Below are 14,487 nucleotides of genomic sequence, written 5' to 3' on the forward strand. Positions count from 1 at the left end.
GCTGATTCCTTGCTCTTAATTTTAACATATCTTGATTTTTAGAGCAATTTGCTTTATAATCGGCGTATCGGGCTGTAGCGCAGCTGGCTAGCGCGCATCGTTCGGGACGATGAGGTCGGGGGTTCAAATCCCCCCAGCCCGATTGAGCAAGCAAATAATTTTGCTTGCGCGGGGATTTGAACGCCGGAGCGTTATTTTGCCAGCAGGCAAAATCGCGAGGCGAGCCTGAAACCGAGGCGAAAGACGGCGAGCCGAGAGTTGAAGGCAAATCCCCCCAGCCCGATTGAGCAAGCAAATAAAACCCCCAAACTGTTAAATTGGGGGCGCAGGATAAAAAAACTAAGGCTTGCGTTTACTAAAACGTTCGGCCTGGGTTTTCACAAATTCACCAATGCGTTCAGGTAATTGCGGCGTCAGCCACAATTCTTCGGGAATGGTACCCTTGCTTGGAAATCCCAGTTCTTCCAACATGTCGTTAAAAATACGTTCCGGTGAAAGAGTAAAAAAAGTGAAAGGCTTCCTTCCGGCAAAATTATAGGGACGAGTCACCTTAAAAGTAACTCCGCCTATGTCAGAGAGCTGATTATGAACAGCCAAAGAAAAATTCCAACCAGGAATGTTTTCTTCTCCTGGCAGATGGTTCTCATAAAAACCATGGCGCAAAATTCCAACCCCTTCTCCCTTAAATAAACGCGGATATTTTTTCCCGTTAGAGACATCAAAAGTGGAAAGAGTAGAAAACCAGACAAATCTTCCGCTTGGTTCGTTAACCTCCACGGCTACTACGCCGGGAAATCGGGTTATAAAGATGGGGAGAGAGCTGGACACTGACACTTGGCTGGCTTGTGGCCCATCTTGCATGGTTCCTCCAAAAGTGTTAAAAAACACGCCTGTTTTTATCTTAGCTTATTTTTAAAAAATTTACAAATTTAAAACCCGCTCAGAAGCGGGTTTTTTGTTATAAATTTTTTTAAAAAACTCATTCTAAACAACAATCAACCACTTTTTTAACCAACTCCCCTAATTTACCAAAAATGCCTTTCTTACCTTCATCATGTTTATTTAAAGAATTTTCATCAATTTTTTTTATCTCACCGGTATCAACTAATTTTAAATTGATTCCCCAAAAAAGAGAATATAAATTATAAGCTTTTTTAAACATCTCTTCAGCCTCCTGTTTTTTTCCCGAAGTTTGATATTTTGTTCCCACTTCCATTAAACGCATAGAAGCGGCTAAAAGGTGTTTGGAAATACACCATTCTTCGCCGTCGGGATTGGTAACAATCTGCGGCAAAAGTCCCTTGCGTAAATCGCGAATTTCTTTAAGTAAGTCAAAATATTCCGGCTTTTCCAATTTGGCCCCAGTAAAGAAAAAATGCTCCTCCAAACTTATTAAATTCATAAGGGCAATACTTAAATCCTCGCCCGAAGACAAATCTACCTTGTTGGTTTTTTTCATCTCTAAAACTTTGTCCATGAATTGTTGCAAATCCGGTATTTTTTGTTCCATACTTAAACTTGATTTATTTAGTTATAAAATAAAAAACTAAACTTAAAATAATTAAGACGCCAACCGGCATGGCTACTTTTTGTAGAGGAAAGTGAGCGTGGCCACCATTTTTTTTCTTTAAAAATTGATAAAAAAATCCCACCAGAAAAAAGAAGATACTGCCAACAATAATGCCCAGCAATAATTTATCCACTCCCCACATTTTATTAAAAGGATGCCCTATAATGCCAATCCAAAATAAAGGCGCCGCAATGAGAGCGTAATAAAAAATTGTAGTGATAATTTTTCTACCAATAAATTTTATTTTTTTTCTATTAAACCAATCAATCGTCCAAGCAATCAAGGAAACAGTTAGGCCGCCAACCCATAAACCACTAATAGTATCATCAATTCCGAGCCATCTGGAAAACCCCACTCCCGCCCCTACGGCAATGGTACAAACTGGACAAAAAGCCTGAGCAATACCAGGCATAGTTAAAAAAATTCCGAGGATCAACAATAAAATCTTCTTCATAGCAAGATACTTATTTTATTTTTTCTTGAAAAAAATTAATTATATCTATATCCCCCACTAAGCATTTGGAACCATCCCACAAAAAAGGAACTCCCATACCGGTTAAAGGGATGCCGCAAAGACCGGCTTTTTTAGCCATTAAAGCGGCATTGTCTTTATTTTTATAAACTTCTAACATGACAAAAGAGACTTTATCTTTAACTTTGTTTTGATCAATAAATTCCTCAACTTTTTCACAATGCGGACAGCCCTCGCCCACAAACAAAATATTGCCTTGAGGCTCCACGACGGCATTATTTTGGCCCTGTTTAAGAGCTGAACAACCTGCACCAACAAAAACAAATAGGGGCAAAATCAATACAAATGATAAAAATTTAAGACGCATATTTTTAAACAAAATTAATAATACAAAAAAACTGACAGCAAATACATTATACTAAATTTTTTAAATTAAGCAAAAAAATAATTTATTTATAAAAATCCTTAAATTTATAACTTTTCATCTTACTTCGCACTTCTTCACCCATTTTTCACATTGCTTGGCTAAATTTTGCAAATTTTCATCAGAGAAAGATTTTTGACCGATATATTTGGGGTTAACCAAACTTTGGCGGGAAATAAATTTTTGCAAAACATATTTTTTGGCCCCACTAATCATTTTGGCCATTTCTAAAATGTCTTCCGCGGAATGCAAACCTTCCACGACAGTTGTCCTAAATTCATAATCCAAACCACTATTTTTAATTAATTCTATATTTTTTTTAATTTCTTCTAACTCTATTTCCCTTTCCACCGTAGCGGTATACTTAGCAAAAGTATTTTTAATATCCATGGCCCAAAAATTCACCAACTTTTTATTTAAAAGCTCCGCTAACATTTGATTATTAGTTCCGTTGGTATCTATCTTAATTGAAAAACCCAATTCTCTAATCTTTTGTAAAAATCGGGGCAAGTCTTTATGTAAAGTTGGTTCGCCTCCTGTAATAACCACCCCTTCTAAAAAGCCTTGACGTTCCTGTAAAAAATTTAATACGGCTTCCTCTTTTAATTCATTTTGCACTACACGCCGCTCTGCGTGTACCAATTCTGGATTATGGCAAAATCCGCAACGAAAATTGCAGCCAAAAGTAAAAATAGTGGCCGCTATCTTGCCCGGATAATCTAAAAGAGTTAATTTTTGTAATCCGCTGATAATCATAAAAAAGAGGTAAAAGGCCCCAACAAGGGGCCTTTTTAAAAACCATAATTTTAGCAACCGCAATCAGGCAATTGCTTATCATATTCCTGTCGATCGTAAAATTCCGCCTGTTTTCCCTTATTCCATTGAGCAACAGGACGCAAATACCCAACTACCCTGGAGTAGACCTCGCATGGTTGCCTCCTCAAGGATGAATCACTATTAGATTCTTGCATATTTTTAAGAGCTTAGGCTCATTAATTAATTAAGGCTGGTTGTTTTTTAGAAACATAATCGGTATAACCTATTTCTTCATCACATCTGGGACAAAATTGATGTTCACCGGCCAAATAGCCATGTTTAGGACAAACACTAAAGGTGGGGGTAATGGTGTAATATGGTAGATGAAAATTCTCGGCAATTTTTTTAACTAATTGTTTGGTGGCTTCAGCACTGGGTAGCATTTCACCAATAAAACCATGCAAAACAGTACCGCCGGTGTAGCGCGTTTGCAAAGGATCTTGCAGACGCAGAGCCTCAAATATATCATCTGTAAAACCAACCGGTAAATGACTGGAATTGGTATAGTAAGGATCAGCTTTACCCTTGCGGTAAGCTTCTTCGTTGGCACAAAGTATTCCCGGATATAATTCTTTATCTTTACGGGCAAACCTATAAGCCGTACCTTCAGCCGGCGTAGCCTCCAAATTATATAAATTATTGGTTTCTTCTTGATAGGTACCCATTCTCTGACGCATAAAATCTAAAACCTCTTTGGCAAATTCCTGTCCTTCAACAGTGATTAAATTTTTATCTTCACCTAAAAAGTTCAAAGCCATTTCATTCATGCCATTAATGCCAATGGTGTTAAAATGATTTTTCCAATACTGGCCAAACCTTTCTTTAATGCCACCAAGATAATGCTTAGAATAAGGATACAAGCCTTGTTCGGTAAATTTTTCAATTGCCTGACGTTTGATTTCTAAAGATGTTTTGGCAATGTCCATTAAACGAGACAAGCGATTAAATAATTCTTCTTTGGATTTAGAAAGATAGCCGATACGTGGCAAATTGATAGTAACCACACCAATGGAACCGGTTAAAGGATTAGCGCCAAATAAACCGCCACCTTTTTTGCGTAATTCACGATTATCAAGACGCAAACGACAACACATAGAACGAGCATCCTCCGGTTTCATGTCGGAATTGATAAAATTGGAAAAATAAGGAATGCCATATTTGGCAGTCATCAACCAAACAGGTTCCAAAACAGGATTTTCCCAATTAAAATCTTTGGTAATATTGTAGGTGGGAATAGGAAAAGTAAAAACACGACCCTTGGCATCGCCCTCTAACATTATCTCGGCAAAAGCCCTATTCAACGTGTCTATTTCCGGTTGAAAATCCTTGTAAGTTTCCTTTTGGGGAACGCCGCCAATAATCACAGCCTCATCTGCCATATATTTACCGGGAAGCAGATCCATGGTGATGTTGGTAAAAGGAGTTTGAAAACCAACACGCGTTGGCACATTCATGTTAAACAAAAATTCTTGCAATCCTTGTTTTACATCGTCATAAGAAAGTTTATCAAAACGGATGAAAGGAGCAAGCAAAGTATCAAAACTGGAAACGGCTTGAGCGCCGGCCGTTTCACCCTGCAAAGTATAAAAAAAGTTCACCAGCTGTCCTAAGGCCGTGCGAAAATGCTTAGGCGGTTTGGATTCTATTTTTCCCGAAACACCGCCAAAACCTTGAATCAAAAGCTCTTTTAAATCCCAACCGCAACAATAAGCGGAAAGCAGTTGTAAATCATGCAAATGCAAATCACCGCTAGAATGAGTATCGCGCACTTCTTGAGGATAAATGCGATTAAGCCAATAATGAGAACTCACTGCCGAAGCAACATGATTATTTAATCCTTGCAAAGAATAAGACATGTTGCTGTTTTCTTTAACGCGCCAGTCTAATTGGTTTAGATACCCATCAATCAATTCATCGGAATTGATTAAAGTCTGCATATCTCTAACTTTGGCGCGCTGATCGCGATACAAAATGTAAGCCTTAGCAGTTTTAAAAAGCTTGGCTTTGCCCAATTCTTCTTCTACAATGTCCTGAACTTCTTCTACGGCCGGAATAGACCGGGCATGAAACCTTTTATTAAGAGTATTTAAAATTTCTTCCGCCACCTTTCCAGCTATCTTGATTCTTTTTTTAGGACTCTCAATTTCTTGAGTAGCCTCTAAAGATAAAAGAATCGCTTTAACAAGCTTCCCTTCTTCAAACGGGACAATTCTGTCATCGCGTTTTCTTATTTGGGTTATTTTATTTACTTTGGCGGCGGTCATAAATCAATTAAATTAAATTTTTTAAAAAACTATTAGTTGTGTTGCCTTATATGATTATACCACAAGATGTTGTGTTTCAAATGTGGATAACTTTTTCTTTATCAAAAAGTCGCCCTCTTTCAGGACGACTTTTTGAGCTAACTTTACTGCTTCAAAGCACTATCAATTATTTGTTTCATGAGTTCTATGGAATAAGCACCAGCTATCAATTCTTTATTACCTTTGGCATCTATCAAAATTGTACCAGGAGTTCCGGATACCCCGGCCGCGCTCCCCTCGCTTAAGGAAGTCTTTACAAAATCCGCATATTTCCCCCCATCTAAACAGGCACTGAAAGCTTTTTTATCCAAACCAAGTTCCATGGCAAGTTTGGGCAAATCCGTTAAAGCAAAACCAGTACCGTTAGAAGTGGTGCGCTCGTAAAGGGCGTCGGCAAACTGCCAGAATTTATCCTGACCACCCAAATAATAGGCACATTCAGTCGCTTCGGCTTCTTTTTGGGCATTAGCATGAAAGCTTAAAGGGTAATGACGATAAGCCCATTTAATTTTTCCTTTATACTCATCCATTAACTGCTGCATAGTAACATGAAATTTTTTGCAGTAAGGACACTCAAAATCAGAATATTCAATTAAAGTAAGAGCGGCATTTTCGGATCCGCGGACATGATCTTTCTTAGTAAGGGGCGCCACAATTCCCGCGGGTTCTGTCAAACTGCCGGGTTGACCTGCCGCCCCATCATTATTGGCTATTTTATTTTCATTCTGAGCAGAGGCTTTGTCTGTTTTTTCTTCAACCCAAGAAGCATTACTCTTTACGGCTAAACCCAAAAGGACAAAAAAACCAATGGAAAATAAAATTAAAAGAGCCAGAATAAAACCAACTAAAAAGCTGGTGGTTGGAGACAAACTGTTGAATGACTTTTTTAATTCATCAATGCACATAGATTAAATTTATTTAAATTATTTTTGTTATTTAATTATATCTAAATACTGATTAGCGCGCAAGGGTTTTATAAAGATCTGAAAGTTTTTTAATTTCTAAATTGGCGCTGCGATTTTCTAAAATCCATTTTTTAATAGATGCTCTATCAACTTTATCTTTTTCAAAAAAGTCTCTTAAGACATAAGCCGTTTTTCTAAAATCTCCAACAGGAAAAACGCCAACACTCCGTGGAGCCACCTGTTTTCTGACCCCCGGAAGATCAGATGCCAAAACCGGTAAACCCTGGCTTTGCGCTTCTAACAAAACCATGCCATAAGCCTCAGACTTGCCGCTTGACGGCAAAACCAATAAATCTGCAGACTGGTAATATTTTATCAAATCTTCATCCGAAACAAAACCTTTAAATATAACCTTATCTTGGACTCCTTCTTTCTTGGCCAAATTTTGATAAAATTCCCGCCTTTCTCCTTTGCCTATAATCACCAATCTAAAATCAGTTTGATTTTTAAGCAATTGTAAAGCTTTAAATAAAATGGGCAAACCTTTAAAATAATGGGCCTTATCTAAAGCGCCTACAAACAAAATAACTTTTAAAGATAAACTTAAATCAAGCTCACGACGCGTATCTTCTTTATTTAAATATTTGCCACTTTCTTCTACGCCAAAAGGAATTTCTATAATTTTACCCTGATATTTTAAAAAGAATGGTGCCAAAGCGCTATTTTGGGCGTAATCTAAACTGCTGACAATAATTTTATCCGCCGCTTGTAAAATTTTTGGCAAAGTCAGCCGGGAATAAATTTTGAAAAAAAGACCTTTGAATCCATCCTGTAATAAATCCATATGATAAGTAACTACCAAAGGTTGACCGGTCTTTTTCTTTAATTTTAAAGTTGCGCGCACCCCCCCAATAAACGGATAATGCAAATGGATTAAATCAAAATCTTCTCGTGGCCAATTCTTAATTAAAGCGGCATTGCCCAATTGCCGCAAAGGCTTAACGCGTCGTATTGCGTAAGCATTATTTTTTTCTTCCTGAATCCATCTTTGGTTATACAACGGGGTCAAAATATTTATTTCAAAACCAGACCTACTTAAACCTTTGGCCTCATTTTCTACCACCCGGCCAATACCCGCCGAATATGGTTTAAAAACCGGTGAAACAAACAAAATTCTCATAATCTCTTGGTTTGTTTAATCCAATCCTAACGCACTAAACCGATTTCGCTCTTTTTATTTATCTTTGGCTCCTTGACCCAAACTAATCTCTCTAACTATTTTTGTAATATTCCGTTCCATTTTTTCCATTTTAACAGTCATCCTAAAAATTAAATAAAAAAGCAGGGCGATGGAAAAATAAAACAAAAGATCGGCTCCGCGACCCACTCCCAAAAAATTAGCGAGTTCCGTGGAAAGACCGGGGCGCCAGACAACCAAAACAACCACTAGCCAAAATAAGACCCAAAAAAACAAAGCTATCAAAGAAATTTCTTTGCTTTTAAATTTTTGCGTTGTTTTAATCAAGGCAAAAATTACAAATAAAGAAAGAATAATTTGAATTAACATACTTATTTAAGAAATTTAGCCAATAATAAATCTTTAATGATTTTTAAACCTCCGCTGAAACGCTGACCATAATGATGATAAAAAACAGTTATTCCTTTTTCTACAAAAGGTAATTTATTTTCCGCAATAAATCTAATAATTTCCGAATTATGAGCCATACGATCCTGTTTTAAATCTAAAACCAGGGCGGCGCGATAAGTAAGAACCCTAAAACCATTATGCGCGTCACTAAGCCAGCAACCGGTAAATAAAAAATTAACCAGGCGTCCCAGAGGTAAAATGATTTTTTTCTTACTCCAGGGCACACTATTTTTTTGAGATAAAAAACGCGAACCTAAAACAACGTCAGCCTCGCCTTTTAAAACTGGCTGGAGCATAACCTCAATTTCCTTGGCCTCAAACTGGCCGTCTGCATCAAAATGAACTATTATATCCGCGCCTTGGTTTAAAGCGTAAGTGGTTCCTGTTTGCAAAGCCGCACCTTGGCCACGATTTATTAGATGCTGTAAAACCTGCGCCCCCGCTTCCTTGGCTTTTAGAACAGTTCTATCAGCAGACCCATCATCAATAACTACTATCTGATATTCTGGATACAAAGCCGAAATACCCCTTACTGTTTCACCAATTCTCTTTTCCTCATTAAAGGCTGGAATTACTACGGCAATTCTCATAAATTATTCGGCTCCCACCATCTTTTCATGAGCAACAGTGTAATCAATGGTTTTTTTCAACCCCTCTTCCAAAGATACCACGGGAAACCAGCCTAATTCTTCTTTGGCGCGATCAATATTGGGCAAACCCAAAGAGGTAATGAAAACCAATGGTTTTTCAAATCTTATTTGAGAGCTAGAATTAACCGATTTAATAATAAACTCCGCCACGTCCTTTAAAAGATAGACATTTTCCGCTCCCAAATTGACAGGTCCGCTGACTTTATAAGCTTCCATTAATTTTGTTAGTCCGTCTAAAATATCGCCCACATAAGTCAAAGAAGAAGAAAATGTCTCGTCGCCATAAATCACCACGTCATTGCCACGCAAAGCATCAACAATAAAATCCGTAATCATTTGTCCGTCAAATAATTTTAAACGCGGGCCATAAGTTCTAAAAATACGCGCAATTCTAACGTCTAAATTATAAATTTGAGAATAGGTAACGCACATGGTTTCGGCAAAACGCTTACCTTCATCGTAACAGGAACGCGGGCTTAAATTATCCACCGTCCCCCATTCGCTTTCTTTTATCTTATCCGTGTCATTGCGGCGCGGGCCATAAATTACAGAGCTGGACCCAAAAACAATCTTGGAATTGTATTTAACGGCCAAATCCAAAACTTGCCGCATACCCAGGCTGTTAGATAAGAGGGTTTCTAATTTAAATTGATCAAAATTTTTGGCAGAGGTGGGACAGGCTAAATGATAAATTTCTTGAATGCCTTGAAATTTTATTTTAAATTTTTCCAATTCGGGCAAATCTTCCAAATTAAAGGGGTTATTGATATTTATCCTGACAAACTCAAAATCCGGATCTTTTAAAAGATGTTCTATATTTTCCACATGGCTGTTAGAAAAATCATCCAGACAAATTACCTTATTATTCCTAAGCAATGCCTCGCAAAGATGAGAACCGATAAAGCCTGCTCCGCCGGTGACTAAAACATTTTTTTTACCAAAAATGGGAGTTTTGGACATAATTTTATATTTTTAATCTAAATATATGCTTATATTTTATCAAATTAAAGTGTCTTCTGTCCAGTCAAGACTTGCTTTTTTAGCTTTCTTATGATATTTTTAAGACAGCTATGAACACTAATTTTAAACAACTTTTACTAATAGCAGGTGACATTTGCGGTCTTTATTTGGCTTTATTTTTGTCTCTGGCCCTAAGATTTCAAAAAGATCCACGAATAGAACTGTGGGGTAAACATTGGCCAACTTTTACACTAATTTTCTTTTTATGGTTGGCGGTATTTTACGTCAGTGGCCTTTACGATTTACGCAAAACCAAAAATAGTTTACTGTTTTTTGGATCTTTTGCCACAAGTTTAATAATAAACTTTCTTTTAACAATCGGCTTTTTTTATATTTTAAACATTCAACAATTAAGCCCTAAAACCGTACTCTTAATCTTTACCGGTCTTTACTTGATTTTTTTTATTTTATGGCGTTTGCTGGCGCATTATTTGTTAAGTACCACTGCCTTCCGCAGTCGTTTAATTTTTTTAGGACTTTCCAAAGAAGCACAGGAACTGATCAGCACCTTTCACAATAATTCCCAATTAGGTTACGAAACGGTTGCCGTTCTGAATTTAGAAGAACAAAATTTAACATCTTCTCTTCCCAGCAACATTGAAATTTTAAACAGTACTGAAAATTTATTGGAATTTGTCAAAAATAAAAAGATAGACACAATCATTTTAGTTTCAAGTGAATTGAAAGAAAAAATTGGTCATATTTTATATGAAGCTATCTTGTCCAGGCTCAACATTCACAGCTTAGACACTTTTTACGAAAATGTTACCCACCGCGTTCCTTTGTCTGCCTTGTCCCAAGGTTGGTTTTTGGAAAATCTTAAAAATCCAGAAAAAAATGCTTACGAGACAATTAAAAGATGGGCGGATATTCTTTTAGGAATTTTAATGATTATCCCTTTTGGCTTATTTTTTATCCCTATAACCTTACTGATAAAACTAACTGACAAAGGATCTGTATTTTATAAACAAATGCGCATAGGAAGAGATGGGCGAATATTTTATATCTACAAATTTCGCAGCATGATTCAGGATGCGGAAAAAAATGGGCCGCAATTTACCACCGCCCATGATGCGCGAGTGACTAAAACGGGCAAAATTTTACGCACCCTGCGTTTGGATGAGTTACCTCAAGCTTTAAACATTTTAAGAAATGAAATGAGTTTTATTGGCCCCAGACCAGAACGCCCGGAATTTGTAGCTGAATTGCAAAAAATAATGCCTTACTACAATGCCAGACATTTAGTTAAACCGGGCCTCACCGGCTGGGCGCAGGCTAATTATAAATATACCGATTCTTTAGAAGGTAATTTAATAAAATTGCAGTATGATTTATTTTATATTAAGAATCGCTCCCTACTGCTAGACGCCCTTACAATTCTCAAAACAATTAACGCTATTATTAAAAGGACGGGGAGATAAAAATTTAAAAAGACAAAACAAAAAAGCGCCAATCGGCGGCTTTTTGTTTTAAAAATGTTCAAAAATTATTTATTCCAATGCCCATTCTTTTTTAAGTTCAACAATACCTTCTTCTAATTTTATAGTGGGCGACCAGCCTAATAATTCCTTAGCTTTAGAAATATCAGCTTCAATAAAACGCATTTCTCCGGAACGAGGAGGGATATTTTCTCTTTCACCACCAATTACTTCAGCTATTTTATTAACACTAGTTTGTTTACCCGATCCTATATTTAGACACTCGCCACTCTTAAGATTAGAATTCCAAACAATCAAATTGGCCAAAACCACATCTTTAACGTTTATGTAATCACGTGTCTGTTCTCCATCGCCAACAATTGTTAATTTTTTTCCTTCTTTTTTTTGTTTTAAAAAAATCGGTATAACCATTGGATAACCACCCTCAGCAGTTTTACGAGGTCCGTAGACGTTAAAATAACGCAAGGACACAGTCTTTAGTCCAAAAAGATCAGAATATAAACGCATATATTCTTCACCAATTAGCTTATGCAGCCCATAAGGACTTTTAGGATTTGGCTCATTTTTTTCACTAATAGGTAAAACTTGATCTCCATAAACAGCACAGGAAGAAGAAAAAATAACTTTTTTAACATTGGCCATTCTACAAGCCTCTAAAACATTTAAAGTTCCTGTCACATTAATCTCGTGAGTCAGCAAAGGATTTTCAATAGAAAGCGGTAAACGCGGATCGGCCGCCAAATGAAAAACCGCCTCGCAACCTCCAAATAAATTTTTAATTGAAGAAAAATCGCGGATATCCATTTTATAAAAACTAGCCGCGGGATTAACAAATTCCTGTTTACCTAAACTAAGATCATCAATTACAACAACCTCATTTTTTTCTTCAATCAATTTATCCACCAAATGTGAGCCAATAAATCCAGCGCCACCGGTAACTAAAACTTTTGCCATAAAAATTAATTAATATTTTTTTTATACCATATAAAAAATTTACTCAAACCCTCTTCTAAAGAAACTTTAGGTTGGTATCCCAAAAGATTTTGAGCCTTAGTTATATCTGCGTGAGTTTGAAAGACATCTCCTAACTGTTGAGGCAAAATTTCCTGATTTGCCTTTAAACCTGTTATCCTTTCAACTGTTTCAATAAAATTCTTTAAAATTATAGGCTTACCATTTCCCAAATTAATTATCTCACATTGAAACTTGTTAAGTTTATCTAAAGCAGACAAAATACCTTCTACGACATCTCCTACATAGGTATAGTCTCGTTTGACTAAACCATCACCAAATACTTTTATTTTCTGATTATTTAAAATAGATTCAATAAACAACCAGGGAGCCATATCCGGGCGGCCGCGTTCACCGTAAACTGTAAAAAAACGCAAACAGACACTTTTAATTCCCGCTATTTTATTAAAAGTATAGGCTATTTCCTCACAAGATTTTTTAGTGGCGGCATAAGGAGAAATTGGAAAATCCACACAATCGGTTTCCGAAAAAGGAACTTTTGTTTGATTGCCATAAACCGAAGAGCTGGAAGCCAAAACAATTTTATTTACCCCATAACGACGCATACTATTAAATAATAAATAAGTTCCACCAACATTTACTTTCTCATACAACAAAGGATCTTCAATAGAAGGACGCACACCGGCCCTAGCAGCTAAATGAATGACAGACTCAACCTTATTTTTTTCAAAAATTGAATTGATTGATTTTGAATCACAAATATCACCTTCTACCACCACCGCTCGCGGATTATTTTTAAAATTCTCAATATTACGCCTTTTATACAATGGACTATAATAATCATTAAAATTATCAATTATAACAACCTCATCACCGCGCCAAATTAAGGCCTCGGCAACATGCGAGCCAATAAACCCAGCTCCGCCCGTAATCAAATATTTCATATTATTTATTTTTGCCAAAGATATTATTATAAGCTTCGGCTGTTTTCAATAAACTCAAATTTACTCCAATTTCATCGCCTAATTTTATTAAGGAACGGACATCTTTGGGTAAACATTTACCTCCATACCCCCTAAAACCCTTATGAAATACTTCAAAATGATTTGTTCCCATCATCGGCTCGGCTTTGGCGCAATCTTTAACAACATCATAATTAACATTTAATTTCTGACAAAGATCATAAATTTGGTTAACAAAAGCAACCTTAAGAGCATAAAAACAATTATTATAATACTTAACCAATTCAGCTTCTTCTGCTTTTATTATTTTCTCAAACGGGGCTTTGGCTAAAAGAGCCAAAACTTTTTCTGCCACATTATTACTTTGGTCTGTCACTCCCAATATTTGTCTATGAGGATTTTTAGTATCATAATCAGCTGTTACCTCCGTTAAAAACTCTGGATTGAATAAAATTTTATGCTGAGGAAATTTTTTTTGATACTCAGCGGTGGTGCCTGGTAAAACAGTAGATTTGATGACTACTATTTTTTGTCCTTGCAACACCTCAAAGGCTTCATCTAAATGTTTATTATCAAAACTACAACTTACTTCATTATAAGGAGTGGGGACACAAATAAAAACAATATCGGCTTGATTTAATTTTTCTACATCATTAAATCCTTTGGGGGGATCAAACAAAATTGGATCTATTTTCTTTATTTCCTGAAAATATCGTGACAAAGATCCTCCAACCATACCTACCCCCACAATGCCTATCTTTTCTTGATTCATAACATTTTATTTATTTTTTACTTCTCAACAAAGGACTACCAACTGCTATTACATTAAAGCCATTTTTTTGTAATTCTTCAAATGAACCCTCCAAAATTCGCCGACCATCCAATATTAATGGTCTAGTTTTTAATTTAACTAAACTATCAAATAAATTTCTAAATTGCGGCCAATCAGTAGCCAGTACTATCAAATCTGTATCTTCAATTGTTTCATCTTCAGTTTTAAAATATTTAATTTTTTCTGATGAAGGAAAAATTCTTTCAAAATTTTCACTGGCCGCAGGATCAAATAATTTTATCTTTTTGACCGATTTTTCTAACAAAAAATTAACCACATCAATACTGGGTGAATTACGAATATCATTAGTATCCTGTTTAAAAGCCAAACCAAGGACCGCAATTGTTTTATCCCTCCAATCAAATTGAGCCTCTTTTTCCGCCCGACCAATAAATAATTCCAACTGTCGACGATTAGCTAAATAAGTCTCATTAATCAAAACGGCATTTTGTCCTGCTGTTTGCAGTTGATGCG

Annotated in this window: 15 protein-coding genes, 1 tRNA gene and 1 pseudogene; 2 read left to right on the forward strand and 15 right to left on the reverse strand. The window is 36.3% G+C overall.

The genetic code is table 11. The annotated features are described in order from the left end of the window. Positions 1 to 68: 68 nt before the first annotated feature. Positions 69 to 142, forward strand: a tRNA-Pro gene (locus A2294_01725). Between the two features lie 197 nt (positions 143 to 339). Here the strand turns inward: A2294_01725 and A2294_01730 are convergent. The 11 genes from A2294_01730 to A2294_01780 all read right to left on the reverse strand — a co-directional run bounded on the left by A2294_01730 (position 340) and on the right by A2294_01780 (position 9,748). Next, the gene (locus A2294_01730; protein OGH85579.1) at positions 340 to 888 is read right to left on the reverse strand and encodes a hypothetical protein; all 549 of its coding nucleotides are present in this window, start codon (positions 886 to 888) and stop codon (positions 340 to 342) included. Positions 889 to 979: 91 nt separating this feature from the next. After that, positions 980 to 1,510, reverse strand: a complete 531-nt coding sequence (locus tag A2294_01735) for a hypothetical protein (protein OGH85580.1) — start codon at positions 1,508 to 1,510, stop codon at positions 980 to 982. Between the two features lie 13 nt (positions 1,511 to 1,523). Continuing rightward, complete coding sequence (locus A2294_01740) at positions 1,524 to 2,024, reverse strand: hypothetical protein (protein ID OGH85581.1); 501 nt, start codon at positions 2,022 to 2,024, stop codon at positions 1,524 to 1,526. 10 nt (positions 2,025 to 2,034) lie between these two features. Further along, on the reverse strand, positions 2,035 to 2,409 hold the full coding sequence (locus tag A2294_01745) for a hypothetical protein (protein ID OGH85582.1): 375 nt from the start codon (positions 2,407 to 2,409) through the stop codon (positions 2,035 to 2,037). Positions 2,410 to 2,523: 114 nt separating this feature from the next. Then, on the reverse strand, positions 2,524 to 3,222 hold the full coding sequence (locus A2294_01750) for an anaerobic ribonucleoside-triphosphate reductase activating protein (protein OGH85583.1): 699 nt from the start codon (positions 3,220 to 3,222) through the stop codon (positions 2,524 to 2,526). Between the two features lie 236 nt (positions 3,223 to 3,458). Next, positions 3,459 to 5,546, reverse strand: a complete 2,088-nt coding sequence (locus A2294_01755; GenBank protein ID OGH85584.1) for a ribonucleoside triphosphate reductase — start codon at positions 5,544 to 5,546, stop codon at positions 3,459 to 3,461. A 143-nt stretch (positions 5,547 to 5,689) separates the two neighbouring features. After that, positions 5,690 to 6,490 carry a hypothetical protein gene (locus A2294_01760; GenBank protein ID OGH85585.1) on the reverse strand — a complete coding sequence of 267 codons (801 nt, stop codon included), beginning with the start codon at positions 6,488 to 6,490 and terminating at the stop codon, positions 5,690 to 5,692. A gap of 52 nt (positions 6,491 to 6,542) precedes the next feature. Beyond that, a complete protein-coding gene (locus tag A2294_01765) occupies positions 6,543 to 7,670 on the reverse strand; it encodes a hypothetical protein (protein ID OGH85586.1) in 1,128 nt (375 codons plus the stop codon). A 54-nt stretch (positions 7,671 to 7,724) separates the two neighbouring features. Then, complete coding sequence (locus A2294_01770; GenBank protein OGH85587.1) at positions 7,725 to 8,057, reverse strand: hypothetical protein; 333 nt, start codon at positions 8,055 to 8,057, stop codon at positions 7,725 to 7,727. Positions 8,058 to 8,059: 2 nt separating this feature from the next. Then, positions 8,060 to 8,728, reverse strand: coding sequence for a hypothetical protein (locus A2294_01775; GenBank protein ID OGH85588.1), 669 nt, complete (start codon positions 8,726 to 8,728; stop codon positions 8,060 to 8,062). A 3-nt stretch (positions 8,729 to 8,731) separates the two neighbouring features. Beyond that, complete coding sequence (locus A2294_01780) at positions 8,732 to 9,748, reverse strand: hypothetical protein (GenBank protein ID OGH85589.1); 1,017 nt, start codon at positions 9,746 to 9,748, stop codon at positions 8,732 to 8,734. Positions 9,749 to 9,858: 110 nt separating this feature from the next. Here A2294_01780 and A2294_01785 point away from each other — a divergent pair, with 110 nt between their 5' ends. Next, entirely contained in the window at positions 9,859 to 11,229 is a 1,371-nt protein-coding gene (locus A2294_01785; protein ID OGH85590.1) for a hypothetical protein, read from the forward strand. Between the two features lie 69 nt (positions 11,230 to 11,298). Here A2294_01785 and A2294_01790 read toward each other — a convergent pair whose 3' ends face one another. From A2294_01790 to A2294_01805, 4 genes and pseudogenes are all read right to left on the reverse strand, one after another. Then, positions 11,299 to 12,201: a hypothetical protein gene (locus tag A2294_01790; protein ID OGH85591.1), complete on the reverse strand. Its 903-nt coding sequence runs from the start codon at positions 12,199 to 12,201 to the stop codon at positions 11,299 to 11,301. A 5-nt stretch (positions 12,202 to 12,206) separates the two neighbouring features. After that, a complete protein-coding gene (locus tag A2294_01795; GenBank protein ID OGH85592.1) occupies positions 12,207 to 13,163 on the reverse strand; it encodes a hypothetical protein in 957 nt (318 codons plus the stop codon). Position 13,164: 1 nt separating this feature from the next. Beyond that, a complete protein-coding gene (locus A2294_01800; protein ID OGH85593.1) occupies positions 13,165 to 13,953 on the reverse strand; it encodes a hypothetical protein in 789 nt (262 codons plus the stop codon). A 10-nt stretch (positions 13,954 to 13,963) separates the two neighbouring features. Then, positions 13,964 to 14,487 (reverse strand): annotated as a pseudogene (locus A2294_01805) (hypothetical protein).

The organism is Candidatus Magasanikbacteria bacterium RIFOXYB2_FULL_38_10 (genome assembly GCA_001783145.1).
Taxonomy (GTDB): domain Bacteria; phylum Patescibacteriota; class Patescibacteriia; order Magasanikbacterales; family UBA10003; genus GWC2-40-17.

Excerpts from the sequence above, each read along its gene's own strand:
- A2294_01760 (OGH85585.1), bottom strand. The coding sequence starts at position 6,490 with ATGTGCATTGATGAATTAAAAAAGTCATTCAACAGTTTGTCTCCAACC.
- A2294_01750 (OGH85583.1), bottom strand. The coding sequence starts at position 3,222 with ATGATTATCAGCGGATTACAAAAATTAACTCTTTTAGATTATCCGGGC.
- A2294_01745 (OGH85582.1), bottom strand. The coding sequence starts at position 2,409 with ATGCGTCTTAAATTTTTATCATTTGTATTGATTTTGCCCCTATTTGTT.
- A2294_01790 (OGH85591.1), bottom strand. The coding sequence starts at position 12,201 with ATGGCAAAAGTTTTAGTTACCGGTGGCGCTGGATTTATTGGCTCACAT.
- A2294_01785 (OGH85590.1), top strand. The coding sequence starts at position 9,859 with ATGAACACTAATTTTAAACAACTTTTACTAATAGCAGGTGACATTTGC.
- A2294_01755 (OGH85584.1), bottom strand. The coding sequence starts at position 5,546 with ATGACCGCCGCCAAAGTAAATAAAATAACCCAAATAAGAAAACGCGAT.
- A2294_01740 (OGH85581.1), bottom strand. The coding sequence starts at position 2,024 with ATGAAGAAGATTTTATTGTTGATCCTCGGAATTTTTTTAACTATGCCT.
- A2294_01765 (OGH85586.1), bottom strand. The coding sequence starts at position 7,670 with ATGAGAATTTTGTTTGTTTCACCGGTTTTTAAACCATATTCGGCGGGT.
- A2294_01800 (OGH85593.1), bottom strand. The coding sequence starts at position 13,953 with ATGAATCAAGAAAAGATAGGCATTGTGGGGGTAGGTATGGTTGGAGGA.
- A2294_01780 (OGH85589.1), bottom strand. The coding sequence starts at position 9,748 with ATGTCCAAAACTCCCATTTTTGGTAAAAAAAATGTTTTAGTCACCGGC.
- A2294_01770 (OGH85587.1), bottom strand. The coding sequence starts at position 8,057 with ATGTTAATTCAAATTATTCTTTCTTTATTTGTAATTTTTGCCTTGATT.
- A2294_01775 (OGH85588.1), bottom strand. The coding sequence starts at position 8,728 with ATGAGAATTGCCGTAGTAATTCCAGCCTTTAATGAGGAAAAGAGAATT.
- A2294_01735 (OGH85580.1), bottom strand. The coding sequence starts at position 1,510 with ATGGAACAAAAAATACCGGATTTGCAACAATTCATGGACAAAGTTTTA.
- A2294_01795 (OGH85592.1), bottom strand. The coding sequence starts at position 13,163 with ATGAAATATTTGATTACGGGCGGAGCTGGGTTTATTGGCTCGCATGTT.